The 17,663-nt window shown below is 40.8% G+C and carries 13 protein-coding genes; 5 read left to right on the top strand and 8 right to left on the bottom strand.

What is annotated here, in order from left to right; all coding sequences use genetic code 11:
- Positions 1-302: 302 nt before the first annotated feature.
- Together FD716_RS04980 and FD716_RS04975 are read left to right on the top strand one after the other, a co-directional pair.
- Positions 303-1,319 carry an alpha/beta fold hydrolase gene (locus FD716_RS04980; protein WP_139851250.1) on the top strand — a complete coding sequence of 339 codons (1,017 nt, stop codon included), beginning with the start codon at positions 303-305 and terminating at the stop codon, positions 1,317-1,319.
- Between the two features lie 25 nt (positions 1,320-1,344).
- Complete coding sequence (locus tag FD716_RS04975; RefSeq protein ID WP_139851249.1) at positions 1,345-2,349, top strand: hypothetical protein; 1,005 nt, start codon at positions 1,345-1,347, stop codon at positions 2,347-2,349.
- 81 nt (positions 2,350-2,430) lie between these two features.
- Here the strand turns inward: FD716_RS04975 and FD716_RS04970 are convergent, their stop codons facing one another.
- Positions 2,431-4,449, bottom strand: a complete 2,019-nt coding sequence (locus tag FD716_RS04970; RefSeq protein ID WP_139851248.1) for a ligand-gated channel protein — start codon at positions 4,447-4,449, stop codon at positions 2,431-2,433.
- Between the two features lie 227 nt (positions 4,450-4,676).
- Positions 4,677-5,315, bottom strand: coding sequence for a Fe-S biogenesis protein NfuA (gene nfuA, locus FD716_RS04965; RefSeq protein ID WP_139851247.1), 639 nt, complete (start codon positions 5,313-5,315; stop codon positions 4,677-4,679).
- Positions 5,316-5,470: 155 nt separating this feature from the next.
- Here nfuA and FD716_RS04960 point away from each other — a divergent pair, with 155 nt between their 5' ends.
- Positions 5,471-6,094: a rhomboid family intramembrane serine protease gene (locus tag FD716_RS04960; protein WP_139851246.1), complete on the top strand. Its 624-nt coding sequence runs from the start codon at positions 5,471-5,473 to the stop codon at positions 6,092-6,094.
- A gap of 252 nt (positions 6,095-6,346) precedes the next feature.
- Positions 6,347-7,900, top strand: a complete 1,554-nt coding sequence (locus FD716_RS04955; protein ID WP_139851245.1) for a hypothetical protein — start codon at positions 6,347-6,349, stop codon at positions 7,898-7,900.
- Positions 7,901-7,969: 69 nt separating this feature from the next.
- Here the strand turns inward: FD716_RS04955 and FD716_RS04950 are convergent, their stop codons facing one another.
- Positions 7,970-9,592 carry an inorganic phosphate transporter gene (locus tag FD716_RS04950; RefSeq protein WP_139853612.1) on the bottom strand — a complete coding sequence of 541 codons (1,623 nt, stop codon included), beginning with the start codon at positions 9,590-9,592 and terminating at the stop codon, positions 7,970-7,972.
- 260 nt (positions 9,593-9,852) lie between these two features.
- On the bottom strand, positions 9,853-10,056 hold the full coding sequence (locus tag FD716_RS04945) for a hypothetical protein (RefSeq protein WP_139851244.1): 204 nt from the start codon (positions 10,054-10,056) through the stop codon (positions 9,853-9,855).
- A gap of 86 nt (positions 10,057-10,142) precedes the next feature.
- On the opposite strand from FD716_RS04945, the gene metH reads away from it, so the two are divergent.
- Positions 10,143-13,838: a methionine synthase gene (metH, locus tag FD716_RS04940; RefSeq protein ID WP_139851243.1), complete on the top strand. Its 3,696-nt coding sequence runs from the start codon at positions 10,143-10,145 to the stop codon at positions 13,836-13,838.
- 166 nt (positions 13,839-14,004) lie between these two features.
- On the opposite strand, the gene FD716_RS04935 is transcribed toward metH, so the two are convergent.
- From FD716_RS04935 to FD716_RS04920, 4 genes are all read right to left on the bottom strand, one after another.
- Positions 14,005-14,880 carry a copper resistance D family protein gene (locus FD716_RS04935; protein ID WP_139851242.1) on the bottom strand — a complete coding sequence of 292 codons (876 nt, stop codon included), beginning with the start codon at positions 14,878-14,880 and terminating at the stop codon, positions 14,005-14,007.
- Between the two features lie 65 nt (positions 14,881-14,945).
- Positions 14,946-15,326 (bottom strand): copper resistance CopC family protein, encoded by a 381-nt coding sequence (locus FD716_RS04930; RefSeq protein ID WP_139851241.1) that lies wholly within the window; start codon positions 15,324-15,326, stop codon positions 14,946-14,948.
- Between the two features lie 223 nt (positions 15,327-15,549).
- On the bottom strand, positions 15,550-16,926 hold the full coding sequence (locus FD716_RS04925; protein ID WP_139851240.1) for a heavy metal sensor histidine kinase: 1,377 nt from the start codon (positions 16,924-16,926) through the stop codon (positions 15,550-15,552).
- Positions 16,919-17,599 carry a heavy metal response regulator transcription factor gene (locus FD716_RS04920; protein WP_139851239.1) on the bottom strand — a complete coding sequence of 227 codons (681 nt, stop codon included), beginning with the start codon at positions 17,597-17,599 and terminating at the stop codon, positions 16,919-16,921. Before FD716_RS04920 ends, FD716_RS04925 begins: the two co-directional genes overlap by 8 nt.
- Positions 17,600-17,663: the final 64 nt, after the last annotated feature.

Here is a 17,663-nt window from a genome sequence, read left to right as displayed (position 1 = left end):
TTGGTGACCATTTTAAAGAGCTAAAATTCGATTGTCACTGATAAAAAATAAACTCTGTTACAATTTTTACGGCCTGCTGTTTATTTAAACAATGCTTTGATTGAATAACACTGATTAAAACTACAAGCCTTGATATCACAAGGGAAAAGCAATGAACTTAAATAGAAACAATGTGATATCTCAAATAATTTTGCTAAAAAAATGAACAAACCATCTGTCATAAATCCATCTGTATAGAATCAAATCCACCATAATTGAGTCGCTTTTATATAATGGCAAACCATCTTCAAGGCAGGCTCGGTATGACCCACCCATTTCCTAAACACCGACTTCATATTCTTATCAGCATATTTTTCCTGTACCTCCTTGTGACGGCGTTGAGTACAGCTAGTGTTGCACAGAGCAATCATGTTGAACGAATAGACTACTTAAAAATGTTGCGCGAGCAACGTACATGGGCTGGCTTAACCAGTAAAACCATGCGTGTCGGTGATGTGGTCTGGTCATATAGTGAGGGTGGGCATAAAGATCGACCAACAATTTTACTGATTCATGGTCTGTCGAGTAACCGTGATACTTGGAATGAAATTGCACATGAATTGACCCCCTATTACCATGTGATCATTCCAGATCTACCCAGCAGTGGAGATACTCAAGTCCCTGCAAACTTTGACCTTTCTGTACCGAATGTGACTGAACAATTGCGCCGTTTTATTGAGACTGCCAATATTCAAAAACAGCTCAATATTGCAGGACATTCAATCGGTGGATCAATCGCGATGTTTTATGCTGCCCAATACCCCTATGACACGCAAAGTCTGCTACTGATTAGCACAGGGGGGTTATTTAAAAGCAACAATACTGCTTATTTAAAAAATCCACTGTATCTCAAGCAGTTATTGGTGACTCAAACAGGTGATCTCGAATTTGCCAGAAAAAAAATCATGTATAGCCTGCCTTTTCTACCCAGTGCTGTTGCCAGAGAACAAGAAAAATACATGATCTCGCAGTCTGAATCGGCCAACAAAGTCATCCAACAGTTGGTAGAATTCAATAAGCTTTATACTGCTGATAGCTTTGCGAAAATGGCAAAAAATATTGAAGCACCCACCATGATCATTTGGGGTAAACAAGACCAAATCGTTAATGTTGAAGTTGCCAAAGAACTGCAGTCGATGTTAAAACGTGGAGAAACCCCCATCATTTTAAATCAAGTCGGTCATGTTCCTATTTTAGAAACACCTCAATTGGTGGTACAAGGCTATTTACCATTTTTGCAGCGCACGATTCAGCTAAAAAATCCAGTGGCTGAACCTTAACACTTTGGCATAAGAGGCCGTATCCTTGAAAAATCCAAATATCGAAAAACTGATAGACGCACATCTCGATTTTTTAGCAGACAGTTTCACTGATTCAAAAAACATTGAAACCGAGTTTTTAAGTTTTCACCAATGGTTCCGCAAACAAAACCTACAAGATATCTGGAACTTTGAGCAAATCTATGCCCTGATTGAAAAACAGATCTTATCTACGCCTGCCAGTGATTTTCTGATTGAGCAAATTACCGAGCATATCCGTTTTGCCCTAATCCACCCCGCCAATGATCGTTATCACATCGAAGATGTTATTCCAGTCTTAACCGTTGATAAAATTGCTTTATATGTTGCCGGTAAAGGTGCGCACCGCAAAAAAATGATTCAGACCTTGGTGAATCATCCAGCCTTTTCAGCAATGTTGACCCAATTGATTCATCATTCGATTCAAGACTATATCGACAACTCAATGGTCAGTAAAAAAGTACCCGGTGTTGGTCGCTTTATGAAAATGGGCAAGTCGGTATTAGAAACGGTCACTGATAGTCGTTTGGATGATACCGTTAAGCATTACTTACAAAAAAATATCATTAAAATCAGTCAAATGAGTGAGCAAGTCCTCAATCAACACTTCGATGACAATAAGCTTTACCATTTCCAAGCCAATCTTTGGCACAAAATCAAAAAACTACCGCTTTCACGGTTTAAAAACTATATCGAGGTCAATGATCTGCCCACGACGGTTAGACTCGGACATGAAATTTGGGAACATTTACGCCAGACGGATTATTTAAAGCAACAAGTGCATGATGGTGTTTATGCTTGGTATGTGCGTAATCAAGAACGCAGTTTAGACTTACTGTTGCGTGATTTAAATATTGATGAAGCCTTGGTACAAAATGAGTTACAGACCTTATTAAACCCAGTCATTCAACAAATGCTATCGCAAGACTATTTAAAATCTCGTGCTCGCATTTATTTAGAAAAATTCTATTATGCCGAAAGCACACAAGCGATTTTAACAGAAATCGAATAGTCTCATTTAAGCTGAGCTAAGTATCAATCAGGGAGCCCATTGGCTCCCTGATTGATACTTGATGACGCATATTCTGCTGACTTAGAATTTATAGGTCAGACCAAGATTGTAGCGGCGACCATCCAGCACATAACTATAACGATCATAATTGATTTTTTTATCGAGCAAATTATATACTCCAGCAGCGACTTGTAGCTGTGGTGAAACCTGATAATTCATCCCAGCATCCAGCATGGCATAAGCAGGTTTACCTTTACTCATGCTAGTACGGCTTAAATAATCTGAAGTTTTACTTTTAAAGTTCAGGCGAGTCCAAGCAGAAAGCTGATCATCATATTCCCAATCTGCTGTCGTATTAAACATATGTGTCGGCATTTCATTTAAAGGTTTTCCTTTATTTGCGCCACTTTTTTGCTCAGTATCAGTATAAGTATAATTGCTATTTAGCTTAAGATTATCGAGTACTTGCCAGCCAAAAATTACTTCAGCACCACGCATATTGGCCTTATCGACGTTCTCTCGATCGCTAATAAAATCAAAATTCTCACCAAAGCGTTCACAGCTCAAGTCTCCTGCTCTAATGTCACAAGTCCGAAATTCGGTAATTTTATCTTTAAATTCACTATTAAAAATGGTTAGTCCAGCATTGAGATTATCATTATTGTCCCAGTTAAAAGACACTTCATAATTCATACTTTTTTCTGGTTTTAAATTTGGGTTCCCAAAAATCACTCCATTACTCGTACCACCTCCTGTCGCCTGTCCCCATCCGGCTGCAGTTTCGCGGAGTCCAGGAGTTTTATAACCACTAGAAACCCCACCTTTGATGATCCACTCATCATTTAGTGTCCATACGCCATAAAGCTTAGGACTCCAGTGACTACCAAATTTTTCATCTTTGTCTAAACGTATAGAGCTGGTCAGGGCAAAATCATCTACAATACGCCAAGTATCTTCCGTAAATAGCCCCCAACTATAACGATCAAGGCTAGATAAACGGGATGAACTATCACTCCCCAATTTATTACCTGCATCATCAAGTTTTTCTTTTAAATACATCCCACCAAAACTCAATTCATGTGCACCAAGTGTAATTTGGTTAATCGTATTAAAAGTGGTGTTGACTGCTTCCATATTGCGTGTTGGATTTTTATTTTCTTCGCGCTGTATATAAGAGTTCGTTTTCACCGCACCAAATTCACCGCGATGACTTAGATTATATTCAGTGCGATAATAATCTGTAATTGAATCAGTAGGATATTTCCCTTTATTGGGTATGTTTGCAATGGTTTTGCCTACTGTCTTATCGCGGTTTTGAATTGAACGTTGATATTCAAAATCGATGGTATGCACATCATCCGGTGTAAGACTCAACACTGCACCACCAGCACGCATTTTTTGCTTGGCATAGCCACCAATAATGTCATCTTCTTCACGCTGTGAAAAAGTACCATTGGCCTTAAAACCCAGTAGGTTTTCAATCAAAGGGCCTGCGACATAAGCATTAGCTTGGTATAAATTACCAGAATCTTGATTTTCTTGTAGTGTCGTATCGAGTTTAACTGAGCCAGTCCATTCAGCTCCTGCCTTCTTAGTGATGATATTAATTACACCACCCATGGCATCTGAGCCATATAAACCTGACATTGGCCCTCGAATCACCTCAATACGCTCAATCGCTTCAATGCCAGGTAGCCAACCTTGCTCAATGCCTGAGTTATCGCTATTCGGTCTTACAGCACGTGAATTTACTTTTTTACCATTCACCATAATTACTGTATAAGCACTGCCCATTCCACGAATACTAATATCCGTTGAGCTACCACCGCCCGTCACCACAACACCAGGAACATCTTTTAATGCATCAGTGACATCACGATATGCTTTTTTATTAATATCTTCCTGGGATAGAACTGAAATTGATGCTGGTGCTTGCTTAATGTTTTGTTCAAAACCACTTGCTGTTACAACAATCGTCTCAAGCTGTGTGACAGCTTTGTTTTCTGCTTGGGAATCTGCTCCATCTTTAGCGTAAGCCTGTCCTAACATACTGCTTAAAATAACAGATGCTAATAGCGTTTTATGCAGTTGAATTGCCATCTTGGCTCACTCCCAATTGTGAACGTATTGTTGAAATTTTGTGAAACTGTGGGCAGTCTAAAGAAAAGTAAAGTTTAATGCAAATCATTATCACTATTATTAGTGGGTCATATATTTCATTAACAAATAAAAAAAAGCCTCCACACTTGTGGAAGCTTTTAGAAATAAAAAGTATTTTATGCTGTAATCAATGCCTTAAATATACTCTTTTCAGCTTATACGCGCTGCTATTTAAAATAAGCACCTTCAGCTTGCGTATGGTCCGTTTGATCGACCACACGTGCCAATTCAGGAATATGCTCTCTTAATGTGGTTTCGACCCCTTGCTTTAAGGTCACATCAATCGCTGAACAACCTTGGCAGCCACCACCGAATTTAAGCACTGCTGTTAAACCATGTTCTTCATCTTGAATCACTTCAACTAACGAGCAGTTACCGCCATGTCCTGCAAGACCTGGATTAATTTCCGCTTGTAAAATATACGTAATACGTTCTTCCATTGATGCATCAGGACCGACACGTGGCACTTTTGAATTGGGTGCACGAAAGGTCAACTGACCACCAAAGCGGTCTTTATTGTAATCAATCACAGCATCTTTTAAATAAGGAATAGATGGGGTGTCGATGTAGGCAGGAAAGTCTGGATAGTCCTGCTTATAATCTGTCGGGCTTACTTCCTCAGGTGCACTATACGCCATACAACATTCAGCACGTGGGGTTCCGGCATTTTCAACGAAAACACGGACACCGATTCCTGCAGTATCTTGTTTATTCAAAAGATCACTAAGATACTCTTGAGCATTAGGGGTAATTAATAAATTAGGGAGTTCTTCTGCAACTGCAGTGCTGATGTTCTCAGTCGTCATAACATTTTCCTCACGCCGAAGGTCTTATTCTAACTGAAGATGAGGCAAATAAGAAAAAATTCAACCAAAATGGTCGGAATTCTTAAAAATAACCGTGTCTGCTTTAATTACATGGCATTATGTCGACTAAATGAACATTATTCGAATGAGTGAATATGCTGCAATTACCATTTAATCATACCGTGACCATTATCATTATTACCTTGATCGTGTCTTTTATGGCATTTAATTCACCGCAACTGAAAGCACGGTTAATCTTTTGGCCGCCAGCCATGCAGCGTGGACAAATCGATCGCTTTATCACGCATGGTTTTGTACATGCCGATGGTACGCATTTACTCTTTAATATGATTACGCTATTTTTCTTTGGCAGTATTATTGAAAGCTTTTATCGTCAATACTTTTATGATTTAGGTTTTATTTTATTCTATTTGGGTGGGCTGATTTTTGCGATTTTACCCAGTTATATAAAACATCGAAATGATGCACAGTGGGCCAGCTTAGGTGCTTCTGGTGCTGTATCTGCAGTGCTATTTGCCTATATATTATTTCAGCCATGGAAACTGATTTTCGTATTTTTTATTCCTGTACCTGCCATTATCTTTGCCGTGCTCTATGTCGGCTACAGTATTTGGGCTGGGAAACGCAATAATGACAATATCAACCATAGCGCACATCTGTGGGGGGCAGCCTATGGCATTATCGTCACCCTGATGATCGAACCCAAACTATTCAATCACTTCTTGAATCAGCTCATCAACATTCCGTTTTTCAAGTAGTGCTTTCAAAGCAATTTCCATCAAAACGGTATGCTTCAAACAATATCCGTAAAATAGCCAGAAAAGCAACGTGCCAAACCTCAAGCGTATAACTTGAGGTTTTTTGATATCAGGCAGATTCAACCTTATAAAAATTTATGTCCATTTACTTTTTAGAATCACTTTGTCACTTAATGCCAGCCCAAAGCTGAGCCCGCGATAGATAATGTACCCAATTGTATTTTTATACCTCACAAAATTAGAGTTCTGATCATGCCAAATACATTAGAGGGTTTACATTTTAGTGTAGACCCCATTACTCAGAAAAGTAGCAGTTCAAGTACAGGCAAAGCCATCATTTCTGAAGCGCTATCTTTAGTTAATCATCATCAAGCACGGCATGTTCTTAAAGAAAAAAACTGGCGAAAAAACTATCCACTTTATTTTAAGTGTCTGGTTGAACATGGAATTTGTTCAACAGACCAAGCCATTAATATTGCGCAGCAAGGCCTACATAAAGCCCAACATAGTTTTGATTTCTATCGCCAAGGTCAACGCTATCTGCTCAAAGATGCGATGAACATCTCTTCGATTGAAAAACTACAAACCATAAAAGTCATTGGACAAAGTCAGGCTGCGCCAGAATGGTATGTTCCCTATAAAGGTAAAGAACTGCGTGGGCAAGCGCTACTCGATCAGCTCGATACTTGGCAGCGTAAAGGCATTATTGAGCCGAGTCATGCCGAAGCCATGAAGCGAGTACATTCACATCCTGAATGGTTAGATTTATCACAGCGTAGCATGGTGTTATTTGGTGCAGGCTCAGAAGCAGGCCCACTCAGTTGGTTAGCCAAGTGGAAGGCCAATATTATTGCAATTGACCTTCCCAATGCGCAGGTCTGGGAGCGAATCCTCAATATTGTGCAACAAGGCAATGCGACGCTCTATGCGCCAAGCCTTGAGGTGATTGCAGATGATGCACCGATTGAACAGCTCAAACAGGCACTGGGGGCCAACCTATTAACGCATATCCCAGAAATTGCGCATTGGTTAGTCAACAATCCACATCAACTCGATTTAGCTGCGATTGCTTATTTGGATGGTGAAAAACATGTACGCGTTTCTATGGCCATGGACAGCATCATGAGTTATGTCAGCCAACAAAAACCCGATTCATCTTTGATGTATATGTGTACCCCAACCGATGTTTATGCCGTTCCACAACAAACCATTGAGGCCGCACAACAGAAATATCAACAACGTTCAGTGTTGGAACGTGTTCTCAGTCAAGGCATTGCAACCTTGTCAATGAAACATCTTTTCCAAAAGAGTAATCCTGAGGTTTATAGCTCAGACAATGCTAAATCCTATGGGATTGCTGACTGTATCGTGGTTGAACAAGGTCCCAACTATGCACTGGCCAAACGTCTACAACAATGGCGTGCAACACTGGCGCGTCATCAAGGTCAGCAAGTCAGCATTAATATTGCACCCTCGACCACGACCCGTTCTGTGACCAAAAACCCGTTGCTTAAAGCGGCCTTCGATGGCGCCAGTTTATTTGATGTCGAAGCCTTTGAACCAGAAACCACCAATGCGATTATGGCAGCATTATGGGTGCATGACCTCTGTCATCCAGAAGCCTTGGCTAATCCTAACAATACACTTGATCATCCACTTGAGTTAATGATGGATGGTGCAAATCATGGTGGCTTATGGAATGTTGCTTACTTGGCACGTACCGCCCTTCCCTTTGCGGCACTGTATGGCTTTTCTGCGGATAAGCTCTCTCTAAAAAAGATGTTCAATACAGCTAAAAACAAATAGGCGCATAATCTAAGCCATAAAAAAAACGCAGCTCAGGCTGCGTTTTTTAAAGGTTAAACGGAAATACGGTTAGACAAACTGTAAGAACAACCAGTACAAACCACCCGATAAACAAATGGTTGCAGGAAGTGTAAAGATCCAAGCTGAAAGAATGGTTTTTACAGTATTAAAGTTAAGTCCAGATTTGTTCGCTACCATGGTTCCCGCAACTGCACTGTTTAATACATGCGTGGTTGAAACAGGCATACCAAAGCCATCAGCTGCTGCAATGGTGGTCATTGCCACTAATTCTGCAGACATCCCTTGACCATAAGTCATGTGATGCTTACCAATCCGCTCACCCACAGTCACCACAATACGCTTCCAGCCTACCATGGTTCCAAGACCCAAGGCCAAGGCAACAGCGACTTTTACCCATGTTGGGATGTACTGTAAAAAGGCATCTAAGTTTTTACGGTAGTCTTTAATCGATTTTGCTTGCGCTTCAGTCATTTCAGGCAATTGCTTGTCTTTTTCTAAACGCTTGAATGTGGTGCTGCTGAGGTACATATCATTACGAATCGAACTGACTTCTTGCTCTGGAATCGATTTTAAATCGCCGTAATGCGCAACACGTGTGCCCAAATGCTCCGTCAAACTAGCCAAAGCAGGAACCACTTCTGGACTGTTTTCACGTGTTTGAATATACGTGGTTAATACTGCACGTGCTTCAACATCTGGAATATCCGCATGCTGTGCATAGATCGCTGTCGCAGTTTGATTTGAAAGTTGATTAAAACTTTGAAGATGTTCGCTATCTAAATTTTTATTCAACGAATAAGCCAAAGGCACCAAGCCAATCAAAATCAACATGATCAGCCCCATTCCTTTTTGACCATCATTTGAACCGTGGGCAAAACTTACCCCAGTACAGGTGAAAATCAAAATGGCACGAATGAGAGGCGGTGGTGGTTTATTGCCTTCAGGTGGCTGAAAAAGTTCAACTTGACGCTTAAATACTTTTTTAACCAAAAGAAAGAGTACTGCAGCAAAGGCAAAACCAATCAAAGGAGAGAATAACAATGCCTTACCGACTTTGGCGACTTGATCCATATCAACACCACTCGCCCCACCAGACGAATGTAGCAGATAGTTCATAATGCCAACGCCAAGAATTGAACCAATCAAGGTATGCGAACTTGATGCTGGAATTCCCAGTACCCAAGTGCCTAGATTCCACATAATTGCGGCAATCAGCATGGCAAATACCATCGCAAAGCCAGCACCACTGCCGACATTCATGATCAATTCAACAGGAAGTAATGCAATAATTCCGTAAGCAACAGCACCACTGGCGACCATCACTCCAAGGAAATTACAAAAACCAGCCCACATTACCGCGACTGGCGCAGGCAATGCATTGGTGTAAATAACGGTCGCGACAGCATTTGCGGTGTCGTGAAAGCCATTAACAAACTCAAAACCCAGTGCAATAAGGAGTGCCGTAGCAAGTAAAATAATTGAGTAAACACTCAACGGCGGCACATGCGCTAAATCAACGCTAACTTGAACCCCAATATAAATAAGAGTTGCAACAATTAAAGTTAAAAACACCGGCATAAAAAATTTCGGTGTCGGTACATGAACATTCGTCGATTTAGATGAATGATCGGATGGTACCGTATCTGAAGCAGATTGATGTTTTGAATTCATGCAGACGGTTAAGCGGATAAAAAAATCCACTTATTGTTCAATTTAATTGTGACAATTATATGACAAATATTGATGTTTAAAAGTCATATTTTGAGTTAAAACGTTTTATAAAAGCAAAACCTCTTCCTTTATTTGTATTTTTTAATGAATAAAAACAATAATTTAAAGCATCACTATGCATTCAAAACCACCATTTAAATCTATTAAACATGACTGTAATAATTGTGAAATAGTTACATTTAAAATATTTAGTGTGCGTATTATGCCCATGCTTTATGACAAAGTGATGAACATTTAGACGGCTTTCTGAGGGTTTTCAAATTTTGAAGCCTCGCAGCAGCGCTCTTCTCGCTATCTCTATTTTCTCTTTCGTTCAAGCTTCTAGTATTACCATCTTTTAATTTTTGAATATTTGAACAATCTTCTATAAAACTTAAAATTTCAATAACTTGTCTAAACAACACGGCTATCTCGTTGGCTAAAACAGCAAATACAGAATGATTTCTGCTAAAATGCGCACCACTTCAAATTCGTGCACTTAGGGTTTCGTATGTCCACACTCGCCATTTTAAAGCAGCTTCTCGCACAGCGAATTTTAATTATTGACGGTGCCATGGGAACCATGATTCAACGTCATCAATTTGAAGAGGCTGACTATCGCGGTGAACGCTTTGAAGATTGGGCACACGACCTTAAGGGCAACAATGACTTATTGGTGCTCACCCAACCGAAAGTGATTCAAGATATCCATGAGGCTTATTTAGCTGCTGGTGCGGATATCATTGAGACCAATAGCTTTAATGGCACCCGTGTTTCCATGTCGGACTATCACATGGAAGACTTGGTTCCTGAAATCAACCGTGAAGCCGCACGTCTCGCCAAAGCCGCTTGTGAAAAATACTCCACACCAGACAAACCACGTTTTGTGGCGGGTGTTTTGGGGCCAACTTCACGCACCTGCTCTATTTCACCCAATGTCAACGATCCTGCCTTTCGTAACATCACCTTTGATGCATTAAAAGAAAACTATATTGAAGCGGCACACGCGCTGATTGAAGGCGGTGTGGATATTCTTTTAATTGAAACCGTATTTGACACGCTAAACTGTAAAGCGGCTATTTTTGCCGTCAAAGAAGTCTTTAAACAGCTTGGGCGTGAATTACCATTAATGATTTCGGGCACCATCACCGATGCATCTGGTCGTACTTTAACGGGCCAAACCGCAGAAGCCTTTTGGAACTCTGTCCGTCATGGTGACTTGCTCTCCGTTGGGTTTAACTGTGCCTTGGGTGCCGATGCGATGCGTCCACACGTCAAAACCATTGCAGATGTTGCCGAAGTCTTTGTTTCTGCGCATCCGAATGCCGGCCTACCCAATGCCTTTGGTGGCTATGATGAAACCCCTGCTGAAACTGCGGCATTTATTAAAGAGTTTGCAGAAAGCGGACTGATCAATATTACTGGCGGTTGCTGTGGTACCACCCCAGATCATATTCGTGCGATTTATGAAGCGGTTAAAGACATCAAGCCGCGCCAAATCCCTGAGATCAAACCAGCTTGTCGCCTCAGTGGCTTAGAAGCATTTAATATTTATGATGACTCACTATTTGTAAACGTGGGTGAACGTACCAACGTAACTGGTTCTAAAAAATTCTTACGTTTAATTCGTGAGGAAAACTTTGCCGAAGCGCTTGATGTTGCACGTCAGCAAGTTGAGAGCGGTGCGCAAGTCATCGATATTAATATGGATGAAGGCATGCTCGATTCACAAGGTGCCATGGTGCACTTCTTGAATCTGATCGCCTCTGAGCCTGATATTTCGCGTGTACCGATCATGATTGACTCCTCAAAATGGGAAATCATTGAAGCTGGACTCAAATGTGTGCAAGGCAAAGCCATTGTGAACTCGATTTCCTTAAAAGAAGGTTATGACGAGTTTGTACATAAAGCGCGTTTGTGCCGCCAATACGGTGCTGCGATTATTGTCATGGCCTTTGATGAAGACGGTCAAGCCGATACAGCAGCACGTAAACGTGAAATCTGTAAACGCTCTTATGATGTGTTGGTCAATGATGTTGGCTTTCCATCTGAAGATATTATCTTTGACCCGAACGTCTTTGCGGTTGCCACGGGGATTGAAGAACACAACAACTATGCGGTTGATTTCATTGAAGCCACTGGTTGGATCAAACAAAATCTACCGAATGCGATGATTTCTGGTGGTGTGTCTAACGTCTCGTTCTCCTTCCGTGGTAATGAACCGGTACGTGAAGCCATCCATGCCGTGTTCTTGTACTATGCCATTCAACAAGGCATGACCATGGGGATTGTTAATGCAGGCCAATTGGCGCTGTATGATGACATTCCCAAAGAACTCAAAGCGGCCGTTGAAGACGTGATTCGCAACCAGAACCAAGGCGCAAGTGGACAAGATGCCACAGAGAAACTGCTTGAAGTTGCTGAACAATATCGTGGTCAAAGTGGCGCACAAAAAGCTGTTGAGAACTTAGAATGGCGCGATGAGCCTGTTGAAAAACGTCTTGAATATGCTTTGGTTAAAGGGATTACCACCTATATTGATGTGGATACCGAAGAAGCGCGGTTAAAAGCAGTACGTCCACTTGATGTGATCGAAGGTCCATTGATGGACGGCATGAACGTGGTCGGTGACTTATTTGGCGCAGGTAAAATGTTCCTTCCACAAGTGGTGAAGTCTGCCCGTGTCATGAAGCAAGCTGTCGCATGGTTAAACCCCTACATTGAAGCTGAAAAAACAGGAAGCCAATCCAAAGGTAAAATTCTGATGGCGACCGTCAAAGGCGATGTGCACGACATTGGTAAGAACATTGTTGGCGTGGTGCTCGGCTGTAATGGGTATGACATTGTCGATCTTGGCGTGATGGTCTCTGCTGAGAAAATTCTACAAACTGCCATTGATGAAAAAGTCGACATTATTGGTTTGTCTGGCCTGATTACCCCATCGCTGGATGAAATGGTGTTTGTTGCTAAAGAAATGCAGCGTAAAGGCTTTCATATTCCATTGCTGATTGGCGGTGCAACCACCTCTAAAGCACATACTGCAGTCAAGATTGATCCACAGTATTCCAACGATGCCGTAATTTATGTGGCCGATGCTTCACGTGCGGTTGGGGTAGCAACCACCTTATTATCTGACACCATGAAACCCAAATTTGTGGAAGAGCATCGTGCTGAATATGTCAAAATTCGTGAGCGTATTGCCAACAAACAGCCCAAAGCGGCCAAGTTGTCTTATGCACAAGCCATTGAAAATGGTTTTAATATCGATTGGAACAGCTATGTGCCACCGTTGCCGAATATGCAAGGTATCCAAGTTCTCAACAACTACCCGCTAGAAAGCTTAGTTGCATACTTTGACTGGACACCATTCTTTATATCGTGGAGCTTGGCAGGTAAATTCCCGAAAATCCTAACCGATGCGGTGGTTGGCGAAGCTGCAACCGATTTGTATGAACAAGCGCAAGCGATGTTAAAAGACATTATTGAAAATAAACGCTTTGATGCACGTGCTGTGTTTGGGATTTACCCCGCCAGTCGTACCGCAGCAGATACGGTTGCAGTATATCGTGATGAATCACGTACTGAAGTGACCCATACTTTTGAACATATTCGCCAGCAATCTGACAAAGTCACCGGTAAACCGAACTTTTCTTTAGCCGACTTCATTAGTCCGCAAGCATCGACGGCACAGGATTATTTGGGTGGATTTACGGTGTCAATTTTTGGTGCAGAAGAACTGGCACACGAATACAAAGCCAAAGGTGATGACTACTCTGCTATTTTGGCACAATCCTTGGGTGACCGTTTTGCCGAGGCCTTTGCAGAGCATTTACATGAACGAATTCGTAAAGAGTTCTGGGGTTATCAAGTCGATGAACAACTCAGTAACGAAGACCTGATTAAAGAGAAATATGTCGGTATTCGTCCAGCACCAGGTTATCCTGCCTGCCCTGAACATTCGGAAAAAGCCGTGTTATTTGATTGGTTAGGTTCAACCGATAAAATTGGCACACAGCTCACCAGTAGTTTTGCGATGTGGCCACCATCAAGTGTCAGCGGTTTCTACTATAGCTTGCCGCAAAGTGAATACTTCAATGTCGGGAAAATCGCGCAAGATCAATTGGATGATTATGCTGTCCGTAAAAATTGGAGTTTGGATGAAGCCAAACGTTGGTTAGCGCCGAATCTCGATGATTCGATTAGCTAGCCTCTCCCGAACCCTCTCCAGTTGGAGAGGGTTTATATGCTTAGGCTATTTATAATCATTAAACACATCGATAAACCATCTAATCAAACAGTCCTCATTAATTGCTTGCATCATTAATTGTCACGACCACGCGAGCAATACGTGGCGTATGGGCATTTTGAGTCGCCTACCCTCCAATTCCAATAACAGTGGTTATATAGCCAGTCGTGAGTAGAACGGATAAACCCAATAACATTTCAAATAAAATGGCATAACCCAGTTTCTTGGCGAATTTCGGTTCCTGCAAACGCGGTGTGAAATACCATTTATTGAAGGCAGCTAAAACCAAGATACTGAGCACGAATAGAATCTTAATCATAAAACCCTGGCCATAGCTGGTGTAGAATAAAGTTTCAATATCTTTTATCAGTAACAGCGCAACGCTTAAACCACTCAGCACTAGAATACCGACAATAAAGGCTGCGATACGCCCAAACAAATGCATCCGTTCTTCTAGCGGGATTCCATTCAGCAGTTGACTCGTTTTCCATAGTGGATACAGTGACCCCATCCATAAAGACATCACAAGCACATGGATTGATAATAAAAACTGAGCGAATAGCGTTAACTGAGTAATATGCCCAAGTTGAGAAAAACTAATAATGATTGGCATAAGTAGAATGACGAAGATTGTGCCTTCTATTTTTGAAACTTGCGTCGTTCCCCGATTTAACTTAAATAGCATAAACACAAGTAAAGCGAGAAAACTCACTGCCCGAATAATATAGACATGACCCGTAGCTGTATTGATAAGTATATTGATATAGTTAATGTCCCACATACCAGACAGCCCGATATTAGCAAAACTTCCAATCAATATAAAAAAACCGAACACACTAGAAAAAGATCCTAAACCCGCACCCAAAGTTATGTATTTAAGAATAGTTCGATTAATATCGATATAACGTCCAAGCAAGAAATAGCAAAATGCCCCACCAATTACAAAGATGCTGCCGAAATATAAAAAGACTTTAATGAGCCATGTCGCATATAGCCAAAGCATCGATATTCTCCATTTTTAAAAATCTGCCAGCAAATTACTGACAGATTAAATCCTTCGTTTTATTATTATTTTGTCGCTTTAAGCGTGAAACTATACTCGCCACCCATATTATGGCCGTCTTTACCCATCGTCGACCAGACGACACGGTATTTGCCTTCTTTTAATTTTGGCACAGCAATTTCAAATGATTTCATTAAATCATGCTTTACTTGATAATCTAAATAGATTCCTTTCCCTTGAGCATCCAGTAATTTGATATTCATTAACATTACCTCTTCAGCAAAATTTAGCTTTATCTGTTGAGGTTGTCCCGTAATAGAAGCGTTAATAGCTGGCGTTGCACTCTCAAGTTGGACATGGGCAAATGCATTTGAAGCCAAAACCATTAAGGTCATTCCCCCAAACACATTGCGAAGCTTCATCATTTTATTTTGAAAAAATTTCATTTATTCAATTCCTTTAAACGAATATTGAGCAAAGCAACAATCCAATAATTTATAGGCTGAATTGATCATCACTCCGAGAACACCCATATTAAAGTGCAAGGAATACACCGCGATGGCTTGAAAATTACATTTCTGCCATTCTTAAAATGAAGAGCACCTGAGTGCTTTATTCGCTTTATGAATTTAACGTCAAATACAGCACTGAATCGCGCATTAAAATCGATTAATGTTTAAATATAATGCTAAAACAAATATGGCCAGCGTGATAATTGACTTCGATGGTTGCACCGTGCAAATCAAGAATTGATTTGGTAATGGCCAGACCCAAACCAGTTCCCTCCTTAACACGTTGTCTGGAAGCATCGGTACGATAAAAACGGTCAAATAAGCGCGCCAACTGTTCAGTTAAAATCGGAGGGCTTTCATTTTGAATAGAGAATAAGGTGCTATGGGTATTGTGCTGATAGTTGATCTGGATGATTGAGTTGGGTTTGCCATATTTAATCGCATTGGATAAAAGATTACTTAATGCCCGACGTAACATCGTTGGATTCGCCCGAACAGCGCCTGCTCCTCTTTGTTGCAGCAGCATATTTTTCTCAGCCGCCAAAGCATCATAGAAATCAAATAAAGTACTCACTTCTTTGACTAAATCAATCTCTTGAACATCACTTGCTTTTAAAGCATGTTCACCTTTTGCTAAAAACAGCATATCCGACACCATTCTCGCCAGATGTTCAAATTCTTCTAAATTTGAAAACAACACCTCTTTATAAACATTAATATCTCGATTACGAGAAAGACAGACCTGTGTTTGCGTCATTAATGTATTAATTGGAGTTCGAATTTCATGAGCAAGATCCGATGAAAAATCAGAGAGTTTTTCCAGTGCTAACTCTAGCCGATCAAGCATGTCATTAAATGCGATTGCCAAGGATTGAAGCTCTGTGGGTATATTTTCAAGGGCTAAACGCTCTGTAAGGTGTTGCGCTGAAATACCTTCAGCCACAGTCGCCATTTTTTGCACAGGCCGTAAACCTTTCCATGCTGCAAACCAGCCTAAAAACATTAAACACAAGGTACCGACTAATCCGATATAAAACAGCTCACGTCTGAAATCATTTAAAAAGTGTAAATGCTCAGAGGTATCAATCCCGACAATAATCCGGGTAGAGGGCATGTTGGGGTTTTTATCAAAGTCTTTTTTATAAATAAGCCCATGATAGGTTTTACCCTGTGTTTCCCAGTTAACCCAAGAATCATTTTTTGATTGTACAAATTGTTGTGTATTAATAATTGTCGGTGCCGAGCTAAAAATAATTTGACCAGAAGCATCTTCTATTTGAACCAATAAATCATGATGCCCAATGAGTGCATCCTTTAAATATAAATTTAATGCCTGAGAATTGGCTTGGTTTTGTTCAAGAAGGTTTTGCACCAACTGAATTTTCCCTTCCAATTGTATTCGATCTTGAGTTTCAAAATGCTGTATGGCGCCTTGATGTATTACTAGCCCCATGATGAACAAAATAGTAACGGTGGAAAGCGAAAATATAAGGGCTATTCGAAAACTAATGGCATTGAAGAGTTTATTACTCATCTTCGACCTCAAGAACATATCCCATCCCACGGATGTTCTGAATCAATTTAGGTGTGAAATTATTATCGACTTTATTTCTTAAACGCTTAATTGCAACTTCTACAACATTCGTATCGCTATCAAAATTCATATCCCAAATTTGCGAAGCAATAAGTGTTCTCGGCAGAATCTCTCCGCGCCTACGCATGAATAACTCCATCAGCGCAAATTCTTTTGCGGTCAAATCGATACGTTGTCCAGCTCGGATCACACGACGTTTGCGCAAATCAAGTTCAAGATCTGCAATGGTTATCAGATTACTATCTTCTTTTTGTTGGCCACGTCGAAGTAAGCTTTTTATCCGTGCTAATAACTCAGCAAAGGCAAAAGGTTTAACGAGATAATCATCTGCGCCTAAGTCAAATCCTTTCACACGATCCTCAATTTGATCACGCGCAGATAGAAAAAGAATAGGCATGCTTTTGCCACTTTGACGAATCTCATGGATGATCTCCCAACCATTAAGTTTCGGTAGCATGACATCCAAAATAATTAGATCATATTCTTCGGAAAATGCTTGATGCTTACCCGTTAACCCATCCGTTACCCAATCGGTAATATAACCAGCTTCGGACAGTCCTTGCTTCAAATAATCACCCGTTTTTTGTTCATCTTCTACCAATAAGATTTTCATTTATAAAAAGCCCCACACTATTTATTAACGCCATAATAGCGTTATAAATATGTCATCTGCTGTA

Origin of the sequence: Acinetobacter pullicarnis (assembly GCF_006352475.1) — a bacterium.
In the GTDB taxonomy this organism is placed as follows: domain Bacteria; phylum Pseudomonadota; class Gammaproteobacteria; order Pseudomonadales; family Moraxellaceae; genus Acinetobacter; species Acinetobacter pullicarnis.
The sequence above is the reverse complement of the archived record's forward strand: the minus strand, read 5'-3'. Positions and strand labels throughout refer to the sequence as shown.